Raw genomic sequence first — 24,426 nt, 5'->3', positions numbered from 1 at the left:
GTCAGCGATAGAGGCCGGAGTTGGCGTCGCGCACCTTGTTCTTCTGGATCTTTCCGGTCGACGTCTTGGGCAACATGTCGACGACGACGATCGCCTTGGGGATCTTGTAGGCGTCGATATGCTCGCGCATGGATCGACGGATCAGTTCGGGGTCGAGTACGACGCCTGGCCGCGCAACCACGAACGCGGTGATCGCCTCCGACCAGTGGTCGTGCGGAAGACCGACGACGACGACCTCCGCCGCACCCGGTTCGGCAGAGTAGAGGGCCTTCTCCACCTCCAACGACGACACGTTCTCGCCGCCGGTCTTGATCACGTCCTTGCGGCGGTCGGTGAACCACAGGATCCCGTCGTCGTCGAATCGCCCGATGTCTCCGGAATGGAACCACCCGAACCGAAACGCTTCGTCGGTTGCGGCCTGGTTGTTCAGATACTCGGTCATCACATGCGGACCGCGGTAGACGATCTCCCCCTCACTTCCCGACGGGAGAAGATCTCCGTCCGGTGACATGATCGCCACCTGGACGTTGACGACGGGCGTGCCGGCCGCTCCGGGATGCGTCAACTGATTCTCGGGGCGGAAGATGGTCGCGGTCGGGCTCATCTCGGTTTGGCCGAACAGCAGGTAGAAGCCGCAGTCGAACACTTCGATGCATTTGACGAGCATGTCCTGGGGCATCGGCGCCATCGCGTAGAGCGCTCGGCGCAGACTCGACAGATCCCGCCGCTCGATGGACTCGTGGTCGAGCATCGCGCGATACATCATCGGGAGACCGAACACCTGGGTGATGGACTCGCGCTCGATCAGGTCCAGCAGCACCACCGCGTCGAACCCGGGCAAGATGTGGATGGTCGCGCCGACCATGATCGCCGACGTGCAGTGACAATTGAGCTGCGCGGTGTGAAACATCGGCATCATCGCGGCGAATCGATCGTCGGCGCGGAACTGACCTTCCAGCGCCATCGTCATCGACTCCAGATACACCGCCGTGTGGTTTCCGACCACTCCCTTCGGCAACGACGTCGTGCCGCTCGTGTACAGATAGGTCAACGGCGCACGGTCGTCGACGACGCGCTGCGGCTCGTCCTCCGATCGGTCGGCCACGAAGTCTGCGAAGGACGTCACCCGCACGCCGGTCCACTCGGTCGGCTCGCCGATGACGACGACGAGTTCGATTGTGGCAGTGGACTTCGCCGGTTCGGCGAGTACCTCTTGCAAGGGCTCGGCGACGACGAACAACGCCACCGTGGCATCGCTGAGCACGTGGCGGACCTCGTCGGCACGCCAACCGAGGTTGATCGGCACGCACACGGCACCCAGTTTGGCGCAGGCGTAGTAGACGGTGAGGAATTCGATACTGTTGCCGGACGCGAGGCCGACGGCGTCGCCCACATCGATTCCCGCACTCGCGAGTGCGTGCGCGGTGCGGTTGACGTATCGGTTGAACTGCGCGTAGGACAATCGCCGGTCTCCTTCGACGACCGCTGTCGCAGCCGCGTCGCGCGCCGCGCTTCGCGTGAGACTGTCGCCGACGTTGACCCGGTGAATGAGATTGAGAGCTAGCTGGTCACTCATCGACCACTCCTCTAGTGAATTGCCAACAACTAACTGAATCCACCCGAGTGTGTCACAAGAACACCATTTCCGATAGATCCGCGCCAGAATAAGTGAATGAGCCATCACAATGGTAAAGTCGTTGCGTGAGTCAACGTGAAGCGGTCGCGAGCCGGGTACGCGATCCCGAGCGCGGCGCGAAGATCCTCAACGCGGCCGCCGAGCTGTTCGCCGAGCGCGGCTACCACTCGGTGTCGATGGCCGAGGTGGGTCAGGCCGCGGGCATCGTCGGGTCCGGCATCTACCGTCACTTCGACAGCAAGTACGCCGTCCTGGTCGCACTGCTCGAAGACGTCATGACCCGCCTGCTGGCCAGCACGGACACGATCATCGACGACCACGCGGACAGCTCGACCACGATGGACCGGCTCGTCGCGACACAGATCGACTTCTGCCTGGATTCATCGCTTCACGTGTTGCTCTACCGCAGGGAACTGCACTCGCTGAAAGTCGAGGACGGCCGCCGCCTCCGGCGAATGCAGCGCCGCTACAACGAGGAGTGGGTGTCGACGCTGCTCGAACTACGCCCCGAACTCGACGACGCAGCGGCGCGGTCGCTGGTGTACGCGGCCATCGGTGCCATTCAGTCGGTGGTCAGCTACCGCAGCGGCCGAACGCGGGATGAAGAGAGTGCCTGGCTGGCCGCGGTGGCGAAAAACTGCCTGGCGACGTGACGCGGTAGTCACGCCCAACCCGCTCAGGTCTCGTACAGTCCCGAATACTCCTGCCGCAGCTTGTATTTGAGCACCTTGCCGCCGACGGTGTCGGGCAGCGTCGGGGCGAACACCACTTGTTTGGGCGTCTCGAATCCCGCGAGCCGCTCGCGCGCCCACTCGATGAGCTCATTCGCCGACAACTCCGACGACGCCGCGCGAACGACGACGGCGGTCACCGCCTCGCCCCACCGCTCATGCGGCAGGCCGACCACCGCGACCCGCTCGACGTCGGGATGTCCCAACAGGACGGCCTCCACCCGCATCGTGGAGACGTTCTCGCCGCCGGACTTCACGATGTCCTTGAACCGGTCCACCATGATCCGCTGGCCGTCTTCGCCGATCACACAGCTGTCACCGGAGTGAAACCATCCGCCTTGGAATGCGTCGGCCGTCGCCTGGGCGTTGCGGTAGTACCCGGACATCACTGCCGGCGATCGATAGACGGCCTCGCCGGGACCCGCCGAGCCGTCGGGCCCGCCGTCTGCGCCGATCGACCCACCGAATACGTCGGTGATCTTGGACGCCAGCATCGAACTGGGCACCCCGACGTAGTTGTCGCGGGGAGCGGTGCGCTCGTACAACTCGCGCCAACTGTCCGGCCAGAATCGATGGCACGCGATCGCCTCGGTCTGCCCGAAGATCGCAAACACCTGAAAGTCCTTGCTGCACCTGCGCTTGAGCGAAGCAAGAACCGCCGGGGCCAGCGCAGCCCAGCCGTACACCGCGATCGTCAGCGAGCCCACATCCAACGCCGGATCAGCGCTGACCACGTCATCCAGCGCACTCAGCATCGCCGGCGAACCGGCCCACAGTGCGGTCACCCGCTGCGCGGCGATGGTCTGTGCGATCTGGGCCGGATCGGGTTTGCGGCCGACCACGAAGGTACCGCCGCACATCAACGTCGAGAACACGAACGGCAGCTCGCCGACGTGGTAGACGATCGGCAGAAATGAGCACAGCACGAGGTCGGTGGCCAAGCGCAGTCCCCGGGTGACGTCGAGTGCGAACGCGGTACCCGCGGCATACGCCGCGTGGTGCGAAATCATCACCCCCTTCGGTGCTGACGTCGTGCCGGAGGTGAACAGAATCTGCCAGATGTCGTCGCCGTGGATCACGACCTTGGGCTCCGACTTCTCCTGTCCCGCATAGAAATCGGCGAATGTCACTCCCTCGGCGGACGACTGCCCGGTGAGGTCGATGGTCACGCCGATGTCGAGTCCCGCCGCCGCGAAGACATCCCGCACCTGCTGCGACGCTGATTCGTCGGCGATCACGAGCTTCGGCTCCACCAACTCGATGAGTCCGGCGATCACGTCGGGTGCCATCATCGTGTTCACCGGCGCGGCGACGAGCCCGGCCTTGGCGATCGCGATCTTGGCGAGGATCGCTTCGACCGAGTTGTCGCAGAACAACATCACCACGTCGCCACGTGTGAGCCCGTGGGCGCGAAGGCCATTCGCGAAGCGGTTCGCGATCTCGTCGGCCTGCCGGTAGGTCAGTCGCTGGTGTTGCGGGTGAGCGTACGCTCCGACGACGCCGATCAGCGCCAGTTTGTCCGGTGTACTCCACGTGACGCGTTCGAGCAGATCACCCACCGCCGTGCGGTCCCACCGATTGTCGGCCCGACGGTTGTAGAGCGAATGCACATCATGACTCATGGCCAATTCCGTTCTGCTGTGCGCGACTAGTAGGACCGAGGAAGTGAAAGGCTGTGCTGGGCAACGTAATTGAGGATCATCTCGCGGCTCACCGGTGCGATGCGCAGCAGTCGCGCCAGCCCCCACTGCGGGATCAGCCCGAAGTCGACGCTGAGCCCGTTGCCACCGTGCGTCTGGATAGCGGTGTCGACCGCGTTGATCGCGGCTTCGGCGGCCGCGTACTTCGCGATGTTCGACGCCTCGCCGGCCGACCGGCCCGTCTCATACAGCCAGGCCGCACGTGCGGTTGCCAGCGCGGCGAGGTCCACTTCGATCTTCGCCTTGGCCAGCGGGTGCGCCACACCCTGGTGCGCACCGATGGGCTGTCCCCACACCGCGCGGTTGCGGGCGTATTCGGCGCCCTTGGCCACCGCGTACCTGCCGATTCCGACGCATACCGCGGCGCCGGTGATCCGTTCGGGGTTCAAGCCGTCGAACACCTGCCGGAAGCCTTCGTTGACCTCGCCGATGAGCGCGTCTGCCGGCAGCCGGACGTCGTCGAAATGCAGGGTGAACTGCTTCTCCGGCACCGAGACGGCGACGGGCAGACGTTGTTTGATCAGGCCCGGCGAATCGGTCGGCACCACGAACAGCGACAGGAGTCCGCGACCGGTGGTCTCGTCGACGCCGGTGCGCGTCACCACGACGAGTGCGTCGGCTTCATCGACGCCGGAGATGTAGTACTTGGTGCCGTTGAGGATGTAGTCGTCGCCGTCGGCGACCGCGCTGGTCGAGATCTGGTGCGTATTCGATCCGGCGTCGGGTTCGGTGATCGCGAAGACGACCTTGGTCTCGCCGGACGCCATCGCCGGCAGCCACCGCTGCTTCTGCTCGGCGCTGCCGTACTTCGCGATCAGCTCGCCCGAGATGGCACTGGAGACCAGTAGCAGCAACAGTGGGCAGCCGTGTGCCGCGGTCTCTTCGCAGACCAGCGCCAGTTCGGTCATGCCCGCCCCGCCGCCGCCGTACTCCTCGGGCAGATTGATGCCGATGAAACCGCTGTCGGCCAAGGCTTTCCACAGCTCGGTGGTGGGTTCGTGACTGGCGGCACGCTCAGCGAAGTAGGCGCCGCCGAACTTGTCGGTGATGGCACCGACTGCCGCGCGGATGGCACGGTGGTCCTCGTTCTCGTCGAAGGCGTTGGCGGCGGTGGTCATCGAAGTTCTCCCTGGGTGGTGGGCGGCGAGGCCGGTGGGTTGGTCAGGAGTCGGTCGGGTATCGGGAGGTGGCGGGCGCGGATGTACTCGCCGAGCCCCTTCGCCTGGGCATCGGGTCGAGTCGACGACGCCACTCCCTCACCGAGAAAGCGTTCGACGACGAAGTTCAGTGCCCGTAGATTCGGCAGCTCGTATCGGGTGATCGGCAGACCGACCGCCTCGGGCACCAGGTCGGCGAAGGCGTCGACCGTGAGCGTCGCGCGCAGCCACTCCCAGCGGTCGTCGGTGTCGGTCCAGACGCCGACGTTCGCGCTGCCGCCCTTGTCGCCGGAGCGGGCGGCCGCGACCCTGCCCAGCGGCGCCCTGACGGTGTCACCGTCGTGCACCACCGGTGGCGTCGGCACGTGCGGGGATTCGGTTCTCGGTTGCGGCACCCCGGGGGTGTGGGGAATGTCCTGTCGAGATCCGTCCGCATGCACGACAACGTGGCTGACCTCCCCAGAGTCGATCAGAGCGGGCCAGTAGACCCCGTATTCGGTGGCCGACGACGGTGGCGTCGTCGTGTGAAAGCCCGCGTATCCGCCGAGGAACAGCTCCATCACCGCGTTGGAGAATCGGCGGTCCACTTTGCGTCGGTCGGGATCTTTGACGGTGACGCGCAGGTGAGCGGTCGACTGTGCCGCGGTCGGCGGATCGGGGGTGTCATAGCGCAGCAACTGTACGTCGACGTCGGCGAATTGTGTTCTGCCACCGATGATGTCGAACAATTCGTCGAGCGCCCACGCCGCCTTCTCCTCGACGTCGAGTCCGGTGATCACCATCGTCATCGTGTTTCGGTAGCCGCCGACGTAGTTCATCGCGACCTTCGACGTCTCCGGCGGAGGCGTGCCGCGCACACCGGAAACCCTTACCCGCGAAGGTGATTCGAGATGCAGCCGGGCGGTGTCGAAGTGCGCTACGACGTCGGGGTTCAGATATTGCGGGTGGTTGATCTCGTAGAGGATCTGCGCGGTGACCGTGCCGACCGAGACCAGACCGCCGGTGCCGGGGTGTTTGGTGATCACGAAGGCGCCGTCGTCGGCGATCTCGGCGATCGGGAAGCCGGGATAGGAGCGATCGGTCACCTCACCGATCTGCGAGTAGTTGCCGCCCGTGGCCTGCGGGCCGCATTCGATGATGTGGCCGGCCAGGACCGCTCCGGCGAGAGCATCGAAATCGTCGCGGGCCCAATCGTGCCACCACGCGGCGGCGCCGACGACCAGCGAGGCGTCCGTCACCCGCGGGCAGACGACGATGTCGGCGCCGGCGGCGAGTGCTGCGGCTATTCCCCAGCCGCCCAGGTACACATTGGCCGATACCGGTTCGATGCCGGCGTCGGCGAGGTCGACGCCGGTGTCGATATTGGTCAGCCGATGACCGGCCGCGGTGAGTTCGGCCAGCCGTGGTGCGATGTCGTCTCCTTCGACATGTGCAACCGAAACGTCGACGCCGAGGTCGGCCGCGACTTTACGCACCTCGGTTGCCAGCCCGGCCGGGTTGAGCCCGCCCGCATTGACGACGACCTTGATTCCGCGGTCGACGCAGTCGGCCAACACATCGCGCAGCTGGGTGAGAAACGTTCGGGCATAACCGGTATGGGGGTCCTTGGCCTTGGCCTTCCACAGAATCAGCATGGTCAGCTCGGCGAGGTAGTCGCCGGTGACGACGTCGAGCGGGCCGCCGTCGATCATCTCGCGGAACGCCGAGAGCCGGTCGCCGTAGAAGCCGGAGATGTTGCCGATGCGTACCGGACGGTTCTCGATCATCGTTGTCCTCCAACGGATTCGGTGTCTCTGCGGCCGGATTCGGTGTCGGTGCGTCCGGATTCACCCCCAGTCAGTCGAGCACGCCCCGGCGACGGCGCTCCGGCGAACGCCTGCGCGATCGTCATCCAGGCCATCGCGACGTCGCCGACGACGCGCAGATTCGTGTCGTCGCGGTGGCGTCGCTGAGTGACCACGAACACGAAATCGGTTGCGGCGCCGGTCACCACGTCGTCGGCGGTCTCGGGGCCCCACGTCCAGACGTCGCCGTCGGGCGCGGTGAGTTCGACCCGAACGGGTGCGTCGGGCACCGGCAGCCCGTTGTTCCGGTGAGTGAACCCGAAGGTACTCACACCGAGATGAGCGATGCTGCGCAGTGCGAGCGTCGGCGGATGCTCGATGTTCAGGGTGTCGTAGACGTCTTGCCCGTGCGCCCAGGTCTCCATCAGCCGCGCCGTCGCCGACGATGCCACCGACATGTCGGGGCCGTACCATGGCACCCGCGCCTTGGGGTCGGTGGCGGCGAAGGTGTCGAGCAGCTGCGCTCGGCCGTCGGTGAACCAGCGCCGTAGCGCGTCGGGACGCGTGTCGCGGTATCGCTCAGCGATGCGATCGGGGAAATCCATTCCGCCGCTGATCAACTCATCGGCTGCCGAGCGAAAGTCGTCCGGTGCGGTGATCGCCGAGCTCGCCGCGTCGTCGAAGAACGCGAGGTGGCTCACCTGATCAGTGATCGACCAGCCTGCCGCCGGCGTCGGCAGTGCCCAGTCGGCGTCGGACAGGTCGGCCAGCACGGCGCTGAGCCCTTGCGATTCGACCCGGAGCTCGGTGAGGAGCCGGGCATAGTCGAGTGCCATCAGTGTCCCGTCCAGACCGGGCGGCGCTTGTCCCGGAAGGCGGCCATGCCTTCTTGAGCGTCGTCGCTGAGATACGCGGGCTCCCAGATGGCCTCGGCCCGTTCGAATGCCGACGACAACGGCATTTCAGCGCTCAGTCGGACCGTCTTGCGTCCCGCGCGCACCGACAACGGCGCGTTCGCCGCTATCTGCTCGGCGAGCCCCTGTGCGGCGTCGTGCAGCTCGGCCGGTTCGACGACCCGGTTCACGAACCCGACTTCGAGTGCGCGCTGGGCCGAGAGCGCCTCGCCGGTCAACACCATCTCCATCGCGACACGTGGCGGTATCAACCAGGAAAGCGGTGCCGCCCACGGTGATCCGCGTCCGATCTTGACTTCGGAGATCCCGAATCTCGCCGTCGACGACGCCACGCACAGGTCACAGGTCTGGGCCAGCAGGAAGCCGCCGCCGAGTGCGGATCCGTTGACCGCGGCGATGGTGGGTTTGTCGACCTCGATGTTGCGCCCGATCTGCGGGACGAAGTTCACCGGCGGCACGCCCAGCGCGGCGTCGGCCATCTCCTTGAGGTCGCCGCCTGCACAGAACGCCTTGTCCCCCGTACCGGTCAGCACCAGGACTTTGGCGTCGTCGTCGGCGTTGAATCTGCGCAATCCGTCGAACAGTCCGTCGCGCACCGCCTGGTTGAGGCTGTTGCAAGCGTCGGGCCGGTTGATGGTCAGCCATGCGACGGAATTGTCGAGTCGATACGTCACGTCGTCGGTCATTGTTCCCTCCTACGGTGGTTCTCTCGTCCGGTCAGCGGAGCCGGCTACTCGCCGGAGTGGTCGTCGTGAATGATCGCGAGCACCGTGCCCGAATCCACCTGTTCACCGACACTCACCAGCTTGGCGACCTCGCCGTCGACGGCGGCGCGAACGGTGTGCTCCATCTTCATCGCTTCCAGAACGACGATCGCCTGTCCGGCGCTCACTCGGTCGCCTTCGCCGACTTCCACTCGGACCACCGATCCGGGCATGGGCGCCAGCAGCGAGCCTTCCTCGGTGAGCTCGCTCGGATCGGTGAAGCGTTGGCACTCGTGCAGTTCACTCACACCGAGCGAACTGTGGACGACGACGCCGGCACCCGACTGCGCGACCCGGTAGGTTCGCCGTACACCGTCGATCACCGCGTCGAGCGTGGTCCCGTCGTTGCCGATCACCTGCACATCGGGGAATTCCCGATTCCCCACCGTGACGCTGACCCCGGTGCGGCTCAGGTCGTAGGCCACGTCGTACTGGTCGTCGCCGACCGAGTACGAAATACGTTGTGACGCACTGCGAACCGTCCGGAACGACGGTGGCAACCCACCCAGCACCGGAGCCGCTGAACGTCTCCGGGTCGCTCCGGCGACGGCAGCTATCAGAGTATGGACGGGGTGCCGATCAGGGTGCGCGCGCGAGGCCATCAAGTCGGCCGGTCGATGCCGCTCCAGGTAGCCGGTATCCGTTGCCCCCGAACGGAACTCGTCGTCGCGCAGGATCCCGATGAGCAGCTGCCGGTTGGTGGTGACGCCGCCGATCACCGATTCGTCGAGGGCTCGGGCCAGCCGACGTCGCGCGTCGTCGCGATCGGCACCATAGGCGATCACCTTGGCGAGCATCGGGTCGTAGAACGTGCTGACCACCGAACCGGGCGCGAATCCACCGTCGACGCGGATGCCCGGCAGGTCGGGGATCTCGAACGCGGTGAGCTCGCCCGACACCGGAATGAATCCGGCCGCAACGTCTTCGGCGTACAGGCGCACCTCGATCGCGTGCCCGGTGAACACCGGCTGCGCCACGGCCGGCGGCAGGGGCTCGCCCGCCGCGACGAGTATCTGGGCCCGCACCAGGTCGGTGCCGGTGACGAGTTCGGTCACTGGATGCTCCACCTGTAGGCGGGTATTGACTTCCAGGAAGTAGAACGCCCCGTCGGGTGCCATGACGAACTCGACGGTGCCGGCGCCTTCGTAGGACAGTGCCTTACCCGCGGCGACCGCAGCCTGCCCCAGTTTGTCTCGCAGCTCGGCGTCGACGGCGGTCGACGGCGATTCCTCGACGACCTTTTGATAGCGGCGCTGAATGGAGCATTCACGTTCACCGAGGTGAACGATGGTGCCGTGGCTGTCGCCGAAGATCTGTACCTCGATGTGCCGCGGGGAGCGTACGAATTTCTCCAGGAACACCGTGCCGTTGCCGAAGGCGGAGGCCGCCTCGCGACGCGCACTGTGCACGGCCTCGACGAGTTCGTCGGTGGTCTCGACGATTCGCATGCCGCGGCCGCCGCCGCCGAAAGCTGCCTTGACCAGCACGGGCAGTCCGATGTCGACGGCCGCCGCGGCGAGTCGGCTGGGATCTTCGTCGGCCTCGGATTCGATGACCATTCCGGCCAGGACCGGCACCCCGGCGTCGGACATGATTCGTTTGGCCTCGATCTTCGACCCCATGGCGGCGATGGCCGCGGGTGAGGGACCGATGAACACGATTCCATCGGCGGCGCAGGCGCGGGCGAAATCCTCGTTCTCAGAAAGGAATCCGTAACCCGGATGGACGGCGTCGGCCCCGATGGCGCGCGCGGCGGCGAGCACGAGGTCGGCACGCAGGTAGGTGTCGGCCGGCGCCGTTCCGGGCAGGCGCACCGACTCGTCTGCGGCCCGCACATAGGGCAGATCACGGTCGGCGTCGGAGTAGAGGGCGACCGTTGCGATGTCCATCTCGCGAGCGGTCCGGATGACACGGGAGGCGATCTCACCGCGGTTGGCGACGAGAATCTTGTTGATGGCCATGGAGAGTCTCACATTCTGAAGACGCCGTAGCCGCGCTGGCCGGCGATGACATTGGAATGGGCCGCCGAGAGTGCCATCGCGAGCACCGAGCGGGTGTCGCGAGGATCGATGACGCCGTCGTCGTAGATGCGGCCGGAGACGAAGAAGGAGTGCGATTCCTTCTCGATCTGTTCCTCGATCGCGGCGGTCCGCACTGCGTCGGCCTCGACGTCGAACTCGCGCCCGCTCGCCTGCGCCGACGCCTTGCCCACGATGGACATCACACCGGCGAGTTGAGCCGCGCCCATGACGGCCAGTTTGGCGTTGACCCAGGTGAACATGAACCGCGGATCGTATGCGCGCCCGGACATTCCGTAGTTGCCCGCGCCGAACGATCCGCCGATGTTGATGGTGATGTGCGGCACGCGGCTGTTGGTGACCGAATTGATCATCTTCGAGCCGTCTTTGATGATGCCGCCCTGTTCGTACTCGGTGCCGACCATATAGCCGGTGGTGTTCTGCAAGAAGATCAGGGGTGTGTCGCTCTGGTTGGCGAGCTGGATGAATTCGCTTGCCTTCTTTGCCTCTTCGCTGAACAGGACGCCGCGAGCGTTGGCCAGGATCCCGACCGGGTAGCCGTGGATCGACGCCCAGCCGGTGACGAGGCTGGTTCCGTAGCGGGGTTTGTATTCGGAGAATCGGGACCCGTCGACGACGCGTGCGATGACCTCGCGCGGATCGAACGGGACACGTTGGTCACCCGAGGCGACACCGAGGAGTTCGTCGGCGTCGTAGAGCGGTTCGTCGGCGGCGCGGGTCGGACCGCCACCGAGCTTGCGCCAGTTGATATGCGCGACGATGTCGCGGCCGATGCGGATGCAGTCGTGCTCGTCGACGGCGAAGTAGTCACCGACGCCGGAGACCCGGGTGTGCATGTCCGCGCCGCCGAGTTGTTCGTCGTCGGCATCCTCTCCGGTCGCCATCTTGACCAGCGGCGGGCCACCGAGAAATACCTTGGCGCCCTGGTCGACGAGCACCGAGTAGTCGCACATGCCGGGGACGTAGGCACCGCCCGCGGTCGCGTTGCCGAAGACGAGCGCAATGGTCGGTATGGCCATCGACGACAGTTCGGTGAGATCGTGAAAGATCTTGCCCGCGTGGACGAACAGCTCCGACTGGGTGGGCAGGTCCGCGCCGCCGCTCTCGACCAGGTAGAGCACCGGGAGGCGATTGATCCGCGCGATCTCCAACGCACGCAAGTTCTTTCGCAGCGTGTAGGGGTTCATCGTGCCGCCGCGGACGGTCGGGTCGTGGGCGATGATCATGCATTCGACGCCGGAGACCACGCCGACGCCGGTGACGATGGCCGCTCCGACGGTGAACTCCGTCCCCCACGCCGCCAGTGCCGACAGTTCCAGGAACGGTGCATCGCGATCGAGGAGGAGTTCGATCCGCTCGCGGGCCAGCAAACGCCCACGGTCGTGGTGACGCTGCACATAGCGCGGCCCGCCGCCCGCGACCACGGTGGCCAGCTCGGTGTTGAGCGCCGCCACCGCCGCCTCCTGAACACGGCGATTCTCCAGATACTCCGCGGCTGCGACGTCTATCGCGGTCTTCAGGACGGACATGCATGACCCTCTCGTCGACTCAGATCGAGTTAGTGAATAGCGATACACTAACTCGATCGAGTCGGCGGGTCAACAGGTTGAACCGGGTCAGTTGTTCGATGTGGCTTTCAGTTAATGAACTTTGATTCTCCTGAAGTGGATCGAGCGGGTAGCCGACGAGCGAGCGCAGCGAGTCCGCCCCCTGGGCCTGGATCCACCGATGGTGAACTCATTTCGCCGGTTGAGCCGGTCCGAGGCGCTAGCCGAGGTCCGTGTCGAAACCACGGTGACACAACAGATTTCGCGCGACCGTTCATGTCGCGTTACGCTCGTGGTGATCATCTACCAGCCGCGCACCCAGCAGGTGCATCCGACGGTTGCGTTGATGCTGCGGTCCCGGTCAGCCATCAGTTGCCGAAATCCGTTGTTTCACCTTGGTTTCGACACGCCCGTCGCCAACGCTCCTCACGGCTCAACCATTGGTTGACCAGCGGAGGGCCTGCGATCGGTGGATCCAGGCTGGGTGGTCGAGTAGCCGTCGTGCGAGCGCAGCGAGCCCGCCGGCATATCGAGACCCCCAGCGATACGAATTCCGATCATCACCGGAAAAGCACAGTGGCAGAACAGAACTCACACAACCGACAACACCAATCGCAGTGGTGGGTGCGTCGAGTATGGTGTCTGACCGGATCTCGATATGCCGACGGGCTCGCTGCGCTCGCACGACGGCACTCGATCAGCCAGTGGTGGCGCCGGGGTCCTCGCACGACGGCTACTCGATCAACCAGTCGTGGCGCCCCGATCACCGCATCAGCGGTCTGGAACTGAACAGTACGGACGCTAGGCGGCCTCGACGATCATCGCCACCGACATCCCGCTGCCGGCACAGATCGACACCAACGCCCGACCGCTTCCCTTCTGGGCCAACAGTTTTGCCACCGTCGCGGTGATCCGTCCGCCGGTTGCACCGAACGGGTGCCCGGTGGCGAGCGATCCGCCGGTGACGTTGAGCGTCGTGCGGTCGATCGTGCCGAGCGGGCGGTCGCGACCGAGGTGGTCGCGGCAGAAGTCGGCGTCGTTCCAGGCGGCCAGCGTCGAAAGCACTTGGGAGGCAAAGGCTTCGTGGATCTCGTAGAAGTCGAAGTCTTGCAGTGTGAGTTCATTGCGGCGCAGCAACTCGTCGACCGCGTAGACCGGCGCCATTAGGACGCCTTGAGTCTTCGGATCACCGTCGACGTAGTCGACGCCCCAGCTCTGGGCGTCGACGATGCGCGCCATCGGCGTCAATCCCCGTGCGGCCGCCCAGGATTCGTTGCACAGCAGGACCGACGACGCGCCGTCGGTCAGGGTCGTCGAATTGGCCGCGGTCATCGTGCCGTCGGCGCCGCCGAAACACGGTTTGAGTGTGGCGAGGCGTTCGGCGGAGATGTCGCGGCGCAGATTGTCGTCTTCGGTGAGTCCGGCGAACGGCGAGACGAGGTCATCGAAGAAGCCGTTGTCGTAAGCCGCAGCAAGGTTCCGGTGCGAGTTGAGCGCGATCTGGTCTTGATCGGCGCGGGTCACGCCCCACGCTGCTCCGGTAATCGCTTGTGCCGCACCGGGAACCAGGTTGGTTCGACGCTCAGCCGGGCTGGGGATGTCGAAGTCGAGCGACAGCGGGATACGAGCGGCCTGCTTGGCCATCTCCAGCGTCGAACCTGCGGCGTTGATCCGGACGAGACGTTCACGTAGGCGCGGACCGAAGCCGATCGGCGGGTCCGACGTCGTGTCGGCACCGCAGGCCACACCCGATTCGATCTGACCGCACGCGATCTTGTTGGCGATGTGGACGATGGTCTGACCGCCCGTCGCGCACTGTTGCTGCATGTCGACGGTGGGCGTCGCCCGCGACAGCTCGGTGTCGAGCAGGGCCTCGCGGGTCAGGCTGTGATCGCGGGCGAGTTTCACGACGGCACCACCGGCCACCTCGCCGAGATGCTCGCCCTGCAGCCCGTATCGGGTCACGAGTCCGTCGAGCGCGGCGGTCAGCATCGTCTGATTGGTCTGGCCGAGATAGCGGCCGTTCGAGCGGGCGAAGGGAATGCGGTTGCCGCCCAGGATGTACACCGGCGTGAGTTCGCGTGAGGTCATGGGGAGTGACTGTAGCCGGACGTCGCGCCAACCTTTACATCGGGTAATGGCAAGGTTGACGTTGGCGGGCTTACGATGGCGTCGAACGGATGGTACGGCGACGCATCAGCGGAATCACCGCGGGCACGCGTCGGACATATTCGACATAGGGTTCACCGAGTTCACGGCGCAGATCCCGCTCTTCGAAGTGCACTCCTACCGCGATATAGGCCGTCGACGCGCCGGCGAACAGCAGATGTCCGACAGTCATCGTCGGCGTGGCCCAGAACGCGATCAGCAGACCGAGCATGAGCGGATGCCGGACCACCGAATAGAGCCACCGCGCCTGAAACACCGGCGGGTGATAGTCACGGGTCGCGGCCTGCCGAAGGCCGACCAGGTCGAAATGGTCGATCATGTACGTCGACGCGATCGCGATCGTCCAACCGACCAGATAGACCGCCCAGACCAGCCAGCGCCACGGCTGGGTCTGGATGTCCCAGGCTGTCGGACCGATTGGCCGCCACAGCCAAAACGTCAGCGCCAGAATAAGATTCGTCGACATCACGTAGGTGGCGCGTTCCGCCTCGACTGGTATCACCCGGGTCAGCAGCCGCTTCGACGCCGGACGGGCCAGCACCGAATGGTGTACGGCGAACAGTCCGAGCAGAACGAGGTCGACGGGAACGGCGTACGACGAGGACGGCCCGGAGTCGATGGTGGTGAGCACGTCGACATCGGCGAGGAAGGCCATGGCCCACCCCATTACGACCAAGAATCCGAGGTAGGCGATCGTCGCGTAGAGGATCAGCAGAGCACGGTTCATGACTCGATCCTGACGCGGACGGCGGAAGGAATCAGCCGTGGAAATACCGCACTTTCACGGGTATGTCGTCGCGTACCAGGCGGCGAGTTGTGCGCGGGATCGAAGTCCCAGGCGCGTGCGAATGCGCTCGACGTGCGACTCCGCCGACCGTTCGGAGATGACTAGTTCGGCTGCCACCTCGCGATTGGTCATGCCCGCAGCGACCAGGGCCGCCACCTGGAGCTGTCGGGCGGTCAACCGGGGCGCGGTGTGCGCACGCGTCTTGGGCAGGCCGAGTCCTGCCCGGATGTGATCGATCAGGGTGTCGACGTCGCCGACATACGGGATGTGGGCGCGGCCCGGCAGGACGACTAACCGTGCGCCGGGGATCGCTGCCGCGAGTCGTCGCCCCTCGGCGATAGGCGCGGCGCGGTCACCGTCGCGATGAATGACCGTCGTCGGTGCGGTTACCTTCGCCGATTCTGTTGCGACGCTGATGCGGTAGCCGGCGTCGAGCATGGCACGTGCGAAGTCGGGTCCTGCGGCGTCGCGCTGCAGAGTCGCGAAGGCCGTGCGGAACGCGGCGTCGGCGTCGGGCGCGAAGATCTCGGTCAGGATCTGCGATCCGAAACCCCAATGCTGCTCGACGAGTCCGAGGACGTGCGCTTGCACCTGTGCATCGGCGAGCCGGGCACCGTCGAGCCAGCCGCCGTAGAGGACCATCCTGCGGACCGACTTCGGTTGTGCCGCAGCCCATTTGACCGCGAGCGGCGCGGACAGCGACATGCCGAGCAGGTCGACGACGTCGTAGGCGGCGGCGTCGAGCACCGCGGCGATGATCTGGAACTCGCGCTCGACGATGTCGACGTCGGGGACGGGCTCGGACAGTCCCGAACCCGAACGGTCGTAGCGCAGCAGGGTGCGGCCGTCGCTGAGCGCCTCGAAGAATCGCCGACCGGGTGCCAGCGCCCAGTCCAGTTCGACGTGGGACACCCAACCGGGCATCAACAGCAGCGGCGGCCCGGTGCCGGAGACCGCATAGGCGACCGACGTCCCATCGGAGAGTTCGGCACGCCGGATGTGTTGCTGCACGCTGTGATTGTCGCAGGTGTCGGTACGGTGGGTTCCCACGTCACTAAGTCCTCAAAGAATCGCGCCAGCCAACTACTTGTGAAGCGACAGATCCTTGTCGAACCCGGCGAGCAGTTCCTCTCCCAAATATCGAGCTGTCTACCTGGGCGTACCCGTGCACAAGCACGTTGCGCATGCCAATAATCTTGTGCCCGTGCGGTATTCGATCAGCGAGATGCTCATGATCTCCATCTGACGCTCGGTCGCAGACTCCAAGAGTAGGTTGCCGACGTAGCCATCAAGTGAGATCTCGGCGAGGAACAACCGCGCGTCTCGTGCTGCGGTCAACGCGTCCCAAGGTACGCGGCCTCGCTGTTGTCAGGCCGCGTAGACCTCTTCAGCGCCGTCGAAGATCGACTTGGCCACATAAGGATTCTTCACGGCATTGGCAACGACCAGATCGACATCGCACCCAACGATCTGTTCGAGCGCCACCTTGAGGTCAAAGTAGTCATGAAACACGTTCTCGCGATCACTCTTGAACTCCACCAGAAAATCGACATCGCTACGGCCCGGATCGAAGCGGTCGGTTAGTACCGAACCGAAGATCCGCAACCGCTCGACCCCATACCGCACGGACACCGCAGCGATTGCTTCCGTGTCGAGCGGGATCGCGGTGGTCATACATTCAGCGTCTCAGACTCCGAACCGTATCTCGACAATCAGGCTGATCCGGCAGCAGGCAGCCCGAAGATTCGCCTAGCCGATCTACAAGGACTTGCTGATGAGACGTTAGCACGCGGCCCGCAGGGTCGCTGCGCGTGCCCTCGCTGTGTCCTTCGGCCTTCCGACGCCGATACCCCCTCGCTCCTGCTCCATCCCAGGCCAGAGGGGGTCTCGTGGTTGTGGAGCTAGGGAGAATCGAACTCCCGACCTACTCGATGCGAACGAGTTCTTCACGGTTTTCACCCTCCCAGGTCAGCGCGCAACAAAACCGCTCTCACCTGCACCGATCGCGTGAACTACACCGCTGAAAGTATTGGTTACAGCCGGACGTGTTGGACCTACTGCGGGACCACTGCGGGACGGCTGCGGGACGAAACCCTGGAGGGAACCAACCATGTACCGCACCTGCAACAAGCACCAATTCACGACCGGCGCCGTCGCCTGGAGCGTCGAGACGTTCCGGTCTCGGACGTGGATAGCGGTGTGTGAGCACCCGCGCTACCTCACACGGACGTGGGTAGTGCTCTGTCAGCACTCGACCGAAGCCGACGCGCGAGACTGCGCCGGTCGCCGGTCGGCCGGTGTCGCCATTCGCCACTGACCGCACAGACGAGAGTGCCCCCGACGCTGGTCGGGGGCGCTTTTGTCGTTCGGGTCAGTGGATACCAAGTTCAGCGGCAATGCCGTCGAGCGTCGTCCCCTCGCCTCTCCAGAACGCCGACGCTGCGGCCTGGCCTCCGTAGCGGCCGATGCGGTTTCCCTTGCTGTCATCCACAAGCACATACAGCCCGTAGTCGTCGGCGCTCGGATCACGCCGGCGACTCTTGACCAGCAACAGCCCGTTGGTCTTGGCCAGCCGTCGCAGACGTGCGACGCGATTGGTGTTGTCGCGCATTGGGTTTCGTCCCTTCACTTGCATGGATACTCGATCCCGAATCGCTTCGGGGGTTGTCCATGCCGTGCCGCGCGAGATTGTGATCAGCTACAACCCGAACTGATACCACCGTCGAGCTTACCAGCGTTGCTAGCGCGCCCCGTTCGCAACCGTTCGGTGCTGCTGGGTTCTGATCTGGGCCGCTCTCGCGTGCTCGTACATCGCCTTCTGAGCCGCTGCGACACGGCGTCGAGCCGCGCCCCTGGCAGGACGGGTGATGGCCCGTGCCTGCTCAAGCTGCGCAGCGCGAACGGCACGCTCGCGTCGGCGGAGTTCCTGACTGTCGCGGTACGCCTGCGGGTCGACAGGGCGCGGTTCGACGTACTCGTCGCCCTCTGCCCAGGGCAGAAGGTAGTGTCGGCACCCTGGGTGACCGAAGCCGCGCGCCCTGGCCTCGGCGAGACTCGCGACCACCGGAACCTGACCGTCGCGGGCGCGGACATCTCCGGTTGTCGCGCCGGACAACGACAGGACTCGACCCTGGTACGGGGCACACTGCGGTGCGCAATCGACGTGCTGCGACACCAGCGCGAGACCGCGCCCCTGCGCTTGCTGGTCGGCCGCGAACACGTCGATCGACGCCCGGGCGACGGCCGTCCTGGTCGCCATCTCCAGGTACGAGTCCAAGCCCCATCGGCGCCCCCGCTCGTCGACGAACGCCGTGATGCCCCGTGAGGCGAACTTGTCCAACGCGCGCTGAACCGCAGCGAGTCGTTCGTCCTCGGTGGTCGTGGTCAAGGGTTGCGACATGACCTGTTGAACCACGCGCCGATAGATGTCGTCCGTCGAACGAAGCACCTGCGGCACGGCGCGGCGTACGGCGTCCGAGCGGTCGTTGATCACGACGGTCGACCAACCATCCCGCTTCATCTGCGCGGCCTCCTGGGCGCGCTCTTGGGCCAGGAGTTGCGCGGTCTGACGGCGGACCTCGGGGCGCTGGAGCAGGAGGTTCGTACCCCGCTGCACGCCGGACACCGAACCGTCGTCGCGGATAGCGCGGGCGACGATGACGTCGCCAACGATTTTCACCTCCAACCTCAAGGGTTGGCCTCCTTCCACTCGCGGAGCTGAACGGTCAAGGCGTCGACCATGCTCACCGCGTCGTTGGTGGCGCCGACCGACTCGTGATCCGAAATACGGCTCAGGCGCTCGATCGCGCTCGCGAGATCCCGAACTGCACGCGCTGACGGCAAGTCGTGGATGACCTTCTCCACCCCGTCCGCTGTGACGACGTGCTCAGTTACCTTGTCCCACAACCGTTTTCGCAATTCAAGCGCGTCGGCGAGTGCCTCCTCGGCGAGCTGTGCACGTGCTGCCCGGAGACGCTCGGCCCGGGCGAACTCCACCCGAGGCGGGATACCCCAGAACAGACCAGCGCGCTTGGACCAGCGACTCAGTGAGGCAGGGGACACGCCCAGGGCGCGAGCGGTTTCACCCTGGGTAGCGCCCTGGTCGTGCATACGCCGGATCTCGACCTCGACGTCGGCAGGCCGGACGCCGGACGCGCGCGCGGAACCTTCCATGCCTCCTCTCCTAATCACGCTCAGCGTCGATCTCGGCCTGGAGAGCGGCCCAGACACGATGAATCTCAAGTGCCTGAACAAAGTCGGCATGATCGGCGGTGATCGCGTGACGTTCCTTCGTGCGGCGGAATCGCTCGGCCAGCACCTGGGTACGTTCGCGCAACGCAGCACGCCGGTCGACGGCTCGGTCGATCCGGCGTCGCTCATCGGCGAGTAGAGCGGGCTCAAGTCCCACCTTCTTCACGCTCATGCTGCATCTCCTCCAGGTCCCATACCGCGCGCCTCCAGCTCGGCGTCGCGCAAGCGCTTGGCCTTGGCGTTGTGCGCCTTAACCTGGTCGAGCTTGGGGCGCTTCTTGCCCTCGCGGATCGCGTCGATGCTCGACGCCGTAGAGGACCGCAGGCGTCGCGCGCCGATAGGGCTCAGCTTGGCGCGGTCGACGGTCACGTTGGTGGCACCGCACGCGGGGCACGTCTCGGTACCCGACTTCGCCGGTCCGGTAGCCGCGGGCGTTTCGACGCTCTGCGCGCGGAGAACGGCGCTCAGGTCGCGTCGATAGATACCTTCTTCGTAGTTTCCGGCGCGGTCGGCAAGGCGTGCTGCGCGGTCGGCGCGTGCGGCGTCGATCTCGCGGTTGGGGGTATTGCTGTTCAGCGCGGCGCGGTCGATCTCGACGGCGTCGGACCCGCACGCCGGGCACGGCGTCGTGGGCGCTTCGGTCTTCGGCTTGGACGCGGTCTTCGGCTTGGGCTTGTAGCCCTTGGCCTTGATCGCGTCGGCGAGCTGTGCAGCGGTCGGCGCCTTGCGTGCCGTGTTAACGGTCTTATCACGGTTCGGCGTGACGGGGCTATTACGTTTGGGCGCAACAGGATTGGTCATTTCGGAACTCCTCGGTGTCTCATCGGTGTGATCTTGCGGCCGCGGTCGCGACCGAGCATTTTCATGACCCTGGCTTCTTCGGCAGGCGTCAGGGTTCGGACCGCTGGTCTGTCGTCGAGCGCCGGGTTTCGCTGGTCATTCGCCCACGGGATGCCCCCGCCCTCGAATGCCTTCCAAACGGCGGGAGCGTCGTCCCAGTGGCCCGCGTCAACGAGTGCGTGCAGGTCCGGCGCGTCATCGACCAGCGCGTGATCCGCCAGGGTGTCGATCAGCGCTGCGGCGGAATAGTCGGTCTCGCTGGCGATCGTGTCGGTCGTCACGGCTTCGCGAGTGTCGGCGTAGGAGTCGCGAAGCGACGCGTTCAGCGACTTCGTGACCGCTGCGTAGTCGTACCGACCGGGCACGGGGTCGACGCCGAGCGAGCGGAGATGCTCCTTAAGCGTGCTCGTGGTGAACTTCGGCGGCTTCATGATGTCGTCGACCGTGGCACGCTCGATACGGCTGTGGGTGTCCATCGAGCGGACACCCTTCATGTCTTCCGCGAGCCGGTGTCGACCGCCGGTGATCGGAGTACCGATCGGCACGCCGTAGCGACGCTCACCGGCGGGCGAATCGACATATCGAGTCATTCGTCGCCCTCCTCTCGATCGCGTTCACCGCGTCGAATCGCGCGGTCGAGCGTGCGGGCAGCTGCCCGAAACGCGGCGTCGGGGCCGGCGCCTCGGTGGTGCCATGACCTTGGGCGCGCTTTGCCCTTGTGCTTCTGGCGTCGTCGGCCCATCTCAGTCCGCCCGGTCGATTGCCGCGGCGTGACGTGCGAGTTCGCGGGCGAGCTCGAGTGCCTCGTCCGACGTCAACCGGAAGTAGCCGTCGAGCACGACGCGCCGACCGGATCTCCAGATCTCGATGGCCTGAACCGCTTCGTCGGGATTCACTGCCGGGATCGCGACGGCACCACCAACTTCGCGATCACGGTCAGTCAGCATCGCGCACATGACCTGACCCGCGACGACGCGATGCCAGCGAGCGCGCGCCCACGTTCTGGACTTCGCGGTCTGAGCGTCGAACCACGTGGTGAAACTCTCGATCAAGTGTCCTCCAATCTTGTTGTATCACTTGCTATTTCATTCATGACGCCCTCCCAATCAAGGGGCGTAGCACTTCCGACAGCGCCCTCGCCTTCGGGAGCGGCCCGAGACTTCGCTCCATGACGTCGGCGACCTCGCGCTCGTCAGCGGCCCGCAGCAAGGCCGTCAGGTCTGCGAGGGTTATCTCGCGCCGATTGGTCGAGAGACTCGGGAGCAATGCCCGGACAACCGCGAAACAGGGATCGCAGTAGACCTTTTGGCGATCGGTGCCTCGCACCTTCGTGCCCGCGACCTTCGTCGTGAGGCACAGGGCACACCGGCGAGCAGAGTCGGCACAAGCGGGATGGAACTGTTCGCCGGAGGGCGCCGGTTCACCGCATACGCAGGTGTAGAACTCCGTTCTCATCGCGGCCAGACCTGTACCCGGAACCTGACCTGTCCCGGGGTCACGCGTGACCTCACTTGTGACCGGGGCGTCGGGAGCCGTTGCGGCGTCACAATTTTCAGGTAGGCATTCGCAGTGGTTCCCCTGCTTGTGGAGCCGCGCACGTCTCTGACGGTCCCTCTGGCTTTCCTTGCGCCGACCGTCCCTCATGCTCGGCGGGGGCATGTGTTCGTCAATGCGCGCAAGTTTGTAACCGTCACCGTCACGCGTGACCAAACCTGTGACAATCAGCTGTTCGGTGCAAGCGTCGGGGTCAGGCACGTCGGATGCTCTGCGGACGTCAACCGCGCGAAGCCGGCCGTCGTAGCGGAATGTCCGGCCGCACAGGTGAATCAGCGCGAGGTAGTGCCAGCGCGCGGCAAAGTCCAGACTCTCGAACACAGGCCAGTCGGTGAAGTTGTCGTCAGTGCGAATCCACGTCACGCGCGCCCCCTCGGGATACGCTCGACCCGGACCAGCCGCATAGGCCGCGGCTGGTCCTCGTCGTGAGCGGGGCGCGACTCGGGTAATCCCAAGTCCTCCAATGCATCCCGGGCGAACTGATCACAGACCGGGCCGTAACGCTTGACGTGCGCGCCATACGCGGGCGAACTGCGCGCGCAGGTAGTCGAGTGCCGAATGTTCATGCGGCACCGTCATACAGGCCGTCAATCCACGTTTCGATGTCAGCTCGTCGCCATACGCGACGACGGCCGACCACGATAGACGGGGGCAAGTCACCTCGACTCTGGAACATCCGCAGAGTGCCGATCGGCACGCCCGGCATGTACTGACTGTGAATCTCTTTGTAACCCAGCAACTGTTGGCCAGGATCGTTCATCGTTCTAGCAACTTCACTCACCTCGCGATGCCCTGCGAGGTGCTGTCGGGCCGTCCTTCCCGCCTACGAACTTATGTTCGATGTTGCCAGTTGTCAACTGATCCCCTTGTCGCGCAGTGCAATTCACGTCCATTTTGGATGTACCCGCCGACTAGAGGGTGTACAGTGGTAAACATGAAAGCACAGAGCAATGCACATGACCGGAACTATCAGCGCCACGCCGCGGCGTTCAACCGCGACAACCTCGAACAGCTCGCGGCCGAGCACGCCGAGACAATGCAACGCGAGTCAGAGGCGCGGGCCGAGCTCTACGAAGCCGCCTGCTGCGCGGTCGATGGCGGCTACCGTAAGGCCGACGTTGCCCGATGGGCCGGTATCACGCGCGTAACCCTCGACAAGGCGCTGGCAGCGTTCTACGCCGCAGACCGGGCCGAGATCGAGAACGCCAAGTGAACCGGAATCGACGCGAAGGCGTCACAGACTCGTGGACCAGGGCAGACGGCACGCGTTCGGCCCGATGGGGGCGCGGCAAGCGCTGGTTGGTCCGATGGGTGGACGAAGGTCAGGAATACTCTCGCTCGTTCGACAAGAAGTCGGAGGCCGGCGCCTACCTGTCATCGCTGACCACTGCGCGCAACACTGGCCGGTTCGTCCACGATCGCGCAGGGCGAATCACCATCGGCGACCTGTGGGACCAGCTCGCCTCGCAATCCGGGCACCTGTCGCCGAAGACTCTCGCGAGTCGTGAGACGGCCTACCGCGTCCACGTCGCACCTCGATGGGTCGCCGTTCAGGTCGGTGACGTCAAGGTCACCGCGGTGCGGAGCTGGGTTACCCAGATGGCGAACGACGGCGTCGGAGTCCCGACCATTGAGCGGGCCGTCGGCGTGCTGCGCGGGATCTGCGAGCTCGCGGTGGATGACAAGCGCGTCGCGGCGAACCCGGTCGTGAACGTGAAGCTCCCCCGTCGTGAACACGCGGACCGCAACTACCTCTCGGTCGAGCAGGTGGACCGACTCGCCGAAGCTGTGTCATTCCGGCCGGAAGTGGTGCGATTCCTCGCGTTCACCGGGCTCAGGTGGGGCGAGATGGCCGCACTACGGGTACGCGACTTCGACATGCTGCGACGTCGGATCGACATTTCGCGGTCGGTGACCGAAGTCAGGGGCGCGCTCGTGTGGGGGACGCCGAAGACGCACGAGCGCCGATCGGTGCCGTTCCCGGCCGCTCTGGCGGGTGACCTGTCTCGACTCATGGTCGGCAAGTCTCGGGATGACCTGGTGTTCAGCTCCGACGACAACGGCGTACTGCGAAACACCAACTGGCGCCCCCGCGTCTGGAACAGGGCGCTTGCCGCAGTGCAAGCCGATGACCCGGAGTTCCCGACCGTCTCACCACATGATCTTCGTCACACTGCGGCGTCGCTGGCGATCTCGGCCGGGGCGAACGTGCTGGCACTTCAACGAATGCTTGGCCACGCCAAGGCGTCGATGACTCTGGACACCTACAGCGACCTGTTCGATGGCGATCTCGACCACGTTGCGGGCGCTCTCGACGCCAAGATTGCAGCGTCCCGTGAAACTACTGCGGGACCACTGCGGGACGGAGGCGTCAATTCGATGAACGCCTAGTCTCGAAAACCGCTCTGACCTGCGGTTATCCTGGTGGAGCTAGGGAGAATCGAACTCCCGACCTACTCGATGCGAACGAGTCGCGCTACCAACTGCGCCATAGCCCCGGGTGGCCGTCAAGACCAACCGCAGCAACTCTAGCAGCACACCCGACCTACATCA

24 protein-coding genes and 1 tRNA gene are annotated in these 24,426 nt (G+C 65.3%); 5 read left to right on the top strand and 20 right to left on the bottom strand.

What is annotated here, in order from left to right:
* Nucleotide 1: 1 nt before the first annotated feature.
* Nucleotides 2–1,576 (bottom strand): class I adenylate-forming enzyme family protein, encoded by a 1,575-nt coding sequence (locus HH308_RS05135; protein WP_170193110.1) that lies wholly within the window; start codon nucleotides 1,574–1,576, stop codon nucleotides 2–4.
* Nucleotides 1,577–1,701: 125 nt separating this feature from the next.
* Between HH308_RS05135 and HH308_RS05130 the strand changes: the two genes are divergently transcribed.
* Complete coding sequence (locus tag HH308_RS05130; RefSeq protein WP_170193109.1) at nucleotides 1,702–2,289, top strand: TetR/AcrR family transcriptional regulator; 588 nt, start codon at nucleotides 1,702–1,704, stop codon at nucleotides 2,287–2,289.
* Nucleotides 2,290–2,312: 23 nt separating this feature from the next.
* On the opposite strand, the gene HH308_RS05125 is transcribed toward HH308_RS05130, so the two are convergent.
* Genes HH308_RS05125 through HH308_RS05095 form a run of 7 tightly spaced genes read right to left on the bottom strand, consistent with a single transcriptional unit; the run spans nucleotide 2,313 to nucleotide 12,254 of the window.
* Nucleotides 2,313–3,989: an AMP-binding protein gene (locus tag HH308_RS05125; RefSeq protein WP_170193108.1), complete on the bottom strand. Its 1,677-nt coding sequence runs from the start codon at nucleotides 3,987–3,989 to the stop codon at nucleotides 2,313–2,315.
* Between the two features lie 26 nt (nucleotides 3,990–4,015).
* Complete coding sequence (locus HH308_RS05120; RefSeq protein ID WP_170193107.1) at nucleotides 4,016–5,185, bottom strand: acyl-CoA dehydrogenase family protein; 1,170 nt, start codon at nucleotides 5,183–5,185, stop codon at nucleotides 4,016–4,018.
* Nucleotides 5,182–6,990 (bottom strand): acyclic terpene utilization AtuA family protein, encoded by a 1,809-nt coding sequence (locus tag HH308_RS05115; RefSeq protein ID WP_170193106.1) that lies wholly within the window; start codon nucleotides 6,988–6,990, stop codon nucleotides 5,182–5,184. Before HH308_RS05115 ends, HH308_RS05120 begins: the two co-directional genes overlap by 4 nt.
* Nucleotides 6,987–7,844, bottom strand: a complete 858-nt coding sequence (locus HH308_RS05110; RefSeq protein WP_170193105.1) for a TIGR03084 family metal-binding protein — start codon at nucleotides 7,842–7,844, stop codon at nucleotides 6,987–6,989. The genes HH308_RS05115 and HH308_RS05110 overlap by 4 nt, the downstream gene beginning before the upstream one ends.
* Nucleotides 7,844–8,608: an enoyl-CoA hydratase/isomerase family protein gene (locus HH308_RS05105; RefSeq protein ID WP_170193104.1), complete on the bottom strand. Its 765-nt coding sequence runs from the start codon at nucleotides 8,606–8,608 to the stop codon at nucleotides 7,844–7,846. The genes HH308_RS05110 and HH308_RS05105 overlap by 1 nt, the downstream gene beginning before the upstream one ends.
* 44 nt (nucleotides 8,609–8,652) lie before the next feature.
* Nucleotides 8,653–10,647: an acetyl/propionyl/methylcrotonyl-CoA carboxylase subunit alpha gene (locus HH308_RS05100; RefSeq protein WP_170193103.1), complete on the bottom strand. Its 1,995-nt coding sequence runs from the start codon at nucleotides 10,645–10,647 to the stop codon at nucleotides 8,653–8,655.
* Between the two features lie 8 nt (nucleotides 10,648–10,655).
* Complete coding sequence (locus HH308_RS05095) at nucleotides 10,656–12,254, bottom strand: acyl-CoA carboxylase subunit beta (RefSeq protein ID WP_170193102.1); 1,599 nt, start codon at nucleotides 12,252–12,254, stop codon at nucleotides 10,656–10,658.
* A gap of 199 nt (nucleotides 12,255–12,453) precedes the next feature.
* On the opposite strand from HH308_RS05095, the gene HH308_RS05090 reads away from it, so the two are divergent.
* On the top strand, nucleotides 12,454–12,720 hold the full coding sequence (locus HH308_RS05090) for a hypothetical protein (protein WP_170193101.1): 267 nt from the start codon (nucleotides 12,454–12,456) through the stop codon (nucleotides 12,718–12,720).
* Between the two features lie 353 nt (nucleotides 12,721–13,073).
* Here the strand turns inward: HH308_RS05090 and HH308_RS05085 are convergent, their stop codons facing one another.
* The 8 genes from HH308_RS05085 to HH308_RS05055 all read right to left on the bottom strand — a co-directional run bounded on the left by HH308_RS05085 (nucleotide 13,074) and on the right by HH308_RS05055 (nucleotide 19,401).
* Complete coding sequence (locus HH308_RS05085) at nucleotides 13,074–14,363, bottom strand: acetyl-CoA C-acetyltransferase (RefSeq protein ID WP_170193100.1); 1,290 nt, start codon at nucleotides 14,361–14,363, stop codon at nucleotides 13,074–13,076.
* 70 nt (nucleotides 14,364–14,433) lie between these two features.
* Entirely contained in the window at nucleotides 14,434–15,168 is a 735-nt protein-coding gene (locus HH308_RS05080; RefSeq protein ID WP_170193099.1) for a methyltransferase family protein, read from the bottom strand.
* Between the two features lie 54 nt (nucleotides 15,169–15,222).
* Nucleotides 15,223–16,239 carry a LuxR C-terminal-related transcriptional regulator gene (locus tag HH308_RS05075; RefSeq protein WP_211188190.1) on the bottom strand — a complete coding sequence of 339 codons (1,017 nt, stop codon included), beginning with the start codon at nucleotides 16,237–16,239 and terminating at the stop codon, nucleotides 15,223–15,225.
* Between the two features lie 43 nt (nucleotides 16,240–16,282).
* On the bottom strand, nucleotides 16,283–16,423 hold the full coding sequence (locus tag HH308_RS30650) for a HepT-like ribonuclease domain-containing protein (RefSeq protein ID WP_376767173.1): 141 nt from the start codon (nucleotides 16,421–16,423) through the stop codon (nucleotides 16,283–16,285).
* A gap of 173 nt (nucleotides 16,424–16,596) precedes the next feature.
* On the bottom strand, nucleotides 16,597–16,902 hold the full coding sequence (locus tag HH308_RS05070; RefSeq protein WP_170193098.1) for a nucleotidyltransferase family protein: 306 nt from the start codon (nucleotides 16,900–16,902) through the stop codon (nucleotides 16,597–16,599).
* Between the two features lie 697 nt (nucleotides 16,903–17,599).
* Nucleotides 17,600–17,839 carry a hypothetical protein gene (locus tag HH308_RS05065; RefSeq protein WP_170193097.1) on the bottom strand — a complete coding sequence of 80 codons (240 nt, stop codon included), beginning with the start codon at nucleotides 17,837–17,839 and terminating at the stop codon, nucleotides 17,600–17,602.
* Between the two features lie 129 nt (nucleotides 17,840–17,968).
* Nucleotides 17,969–18,907 (bottom strand): phage minor capsid protein, encoded by a 939-nt coding sequence (locus HH308_RS05060; RefSeq protein WP_170193096.1) that lies wholly within the window; start codon nucleotides 18,905–18,907, stop codon nucleotides 17,969–17,971.
* Nucleotides 18,908–18,915: 8 nt separating this feature from the next.
* Nucleotides 18,916–19,401 (bottom strand): helix-turn-helix domain-containing protein, encoded by a 486-nt coding sequence (locus HH308_RS05055; protein WP_170193095.1) that lies wholly within the window; start codon nucleotides 19,399–19,401, stop codon nucleotides 18,916–18,918.
* Here HH308_RS05055 and HH308_RS05050 point away from each other — a divergent pair.
* Nucleotides 19,400–19,618 carry a hypothetical protein gene (locus HH308_RS05050; protein WP_170193094.1) on the top strand — a complete coding sequence of 73 codons (219 nt, stop codon included), beginning with the start codon at nucleotides 19,400–19,402 and terminating at the stop codon, nucleotides 19,616–19,618. The genes HH308_RS05055 and HH308_RS05050 overlap by 2 nt on opposite strands.
* Nucleotides 19,619–19,647: 29 nt before the next feature.
* Here the strand turns inward: HH308_RS05050 and HH308_RS05045 are convergent, their stop codons facing one another.
* The 3 genes from HH308_RS05045 to HH308_RS05035 form a co-directional block, all read right to left on the bottom strand.
* Nucleotides 19,648–20,280, bottom strand: coding sequence for a hypothetical protein (locus HH308_RS05045; protein WP_170193093.1), 633 nt, complete (start codon nucleotides 20,278–20,280; stop codon nucleotides 19,648–19,650).
* Nucleotides 20,277–20,909 (bottom strand): hypothetical protein, encoded by a 633-nt coding sequence (locus HH308_RS05040; protein ID WP_170193092.1) that lies wholly within the window; start codon nucleotides 20,907–20,909, stop codon nucleotides 20,277–20,279. The genes HH308_RS05045 and HH308_RS05040 overlap by 4 nt, the downstream gene beginning before the upstream one ends.
* Before the next feature lie 153 nt (nucleotides 20,910–21,062).
* A complete protein-coding gene (locus tag HH308_RS05035; protein ID WP_170193091.1) occupies nucleotides 21,063–21,371 on the bottom strand; it encodes a hypothetical protein in 309 nt (102 codons plus the stop codon).
* A 1,436-nt stretch (nucleotides 21,372–22,807) separates the two neighbouring features.
* On the opposite strand from HH308_RS05035, the gene HH308_RS05030 reads away from it, so the two are divergent.
* Together HH308_RS05030 and HH308_RS05025 are read left to right on the top strand one after the other, a co-directional pair.
* Nucleotides 22,808–23,086, top strand: coding sequence for a hypothetical protein (locus HH308_RS05030; protein ID WP_170193090.1), 279 nt, complete (start codon nucleotides 22,808–22,810; stop codon nucleotides 23,084–23,086).
* Nucleotides 23,087–23,184: 98 nt separating this feature from the next.
* The gene (locus HH308_RS05025) at nucleotides 23,185–24,264 is read left to right on the top strand and encodes a tyrosine-type recombinase/integrase (protein ID WP_312870385.1); all 1,080 of its coding nucleotides are present in this window, start codon (nucleotides 23,185–23,187) and stop codon (nucleotides 24,262–24,264) included.
* A 31-nt stretch (nucleotides 24,265–24,295) separates the two neighbouring features.
* On the opposite strand, the gene HH308_RS05020 is transcribed toward HH308_RS05025, so the two are convergent.
* Nucleotides 24,296–24,371: transfer RNA gene (locus tag HH308_RS05020), tRNA-Ala, on the bottom strand.
* Between the last annotated feature and the right edge of the window lie 55 nt (nucleotides 24,372–24,426).

It is taken from the genome of Gordonia asplenii, assembly GCF_012933505.1.
GTDB lineage: Bacteria > Actinomycetota > Actinomycetes > Mycobacteriales > Mycobacteriaceae > Gordonia > Gordonia asplenii.
This window is presented reverse-complemented; position numbering and strand designations above follow the sequence as displayed.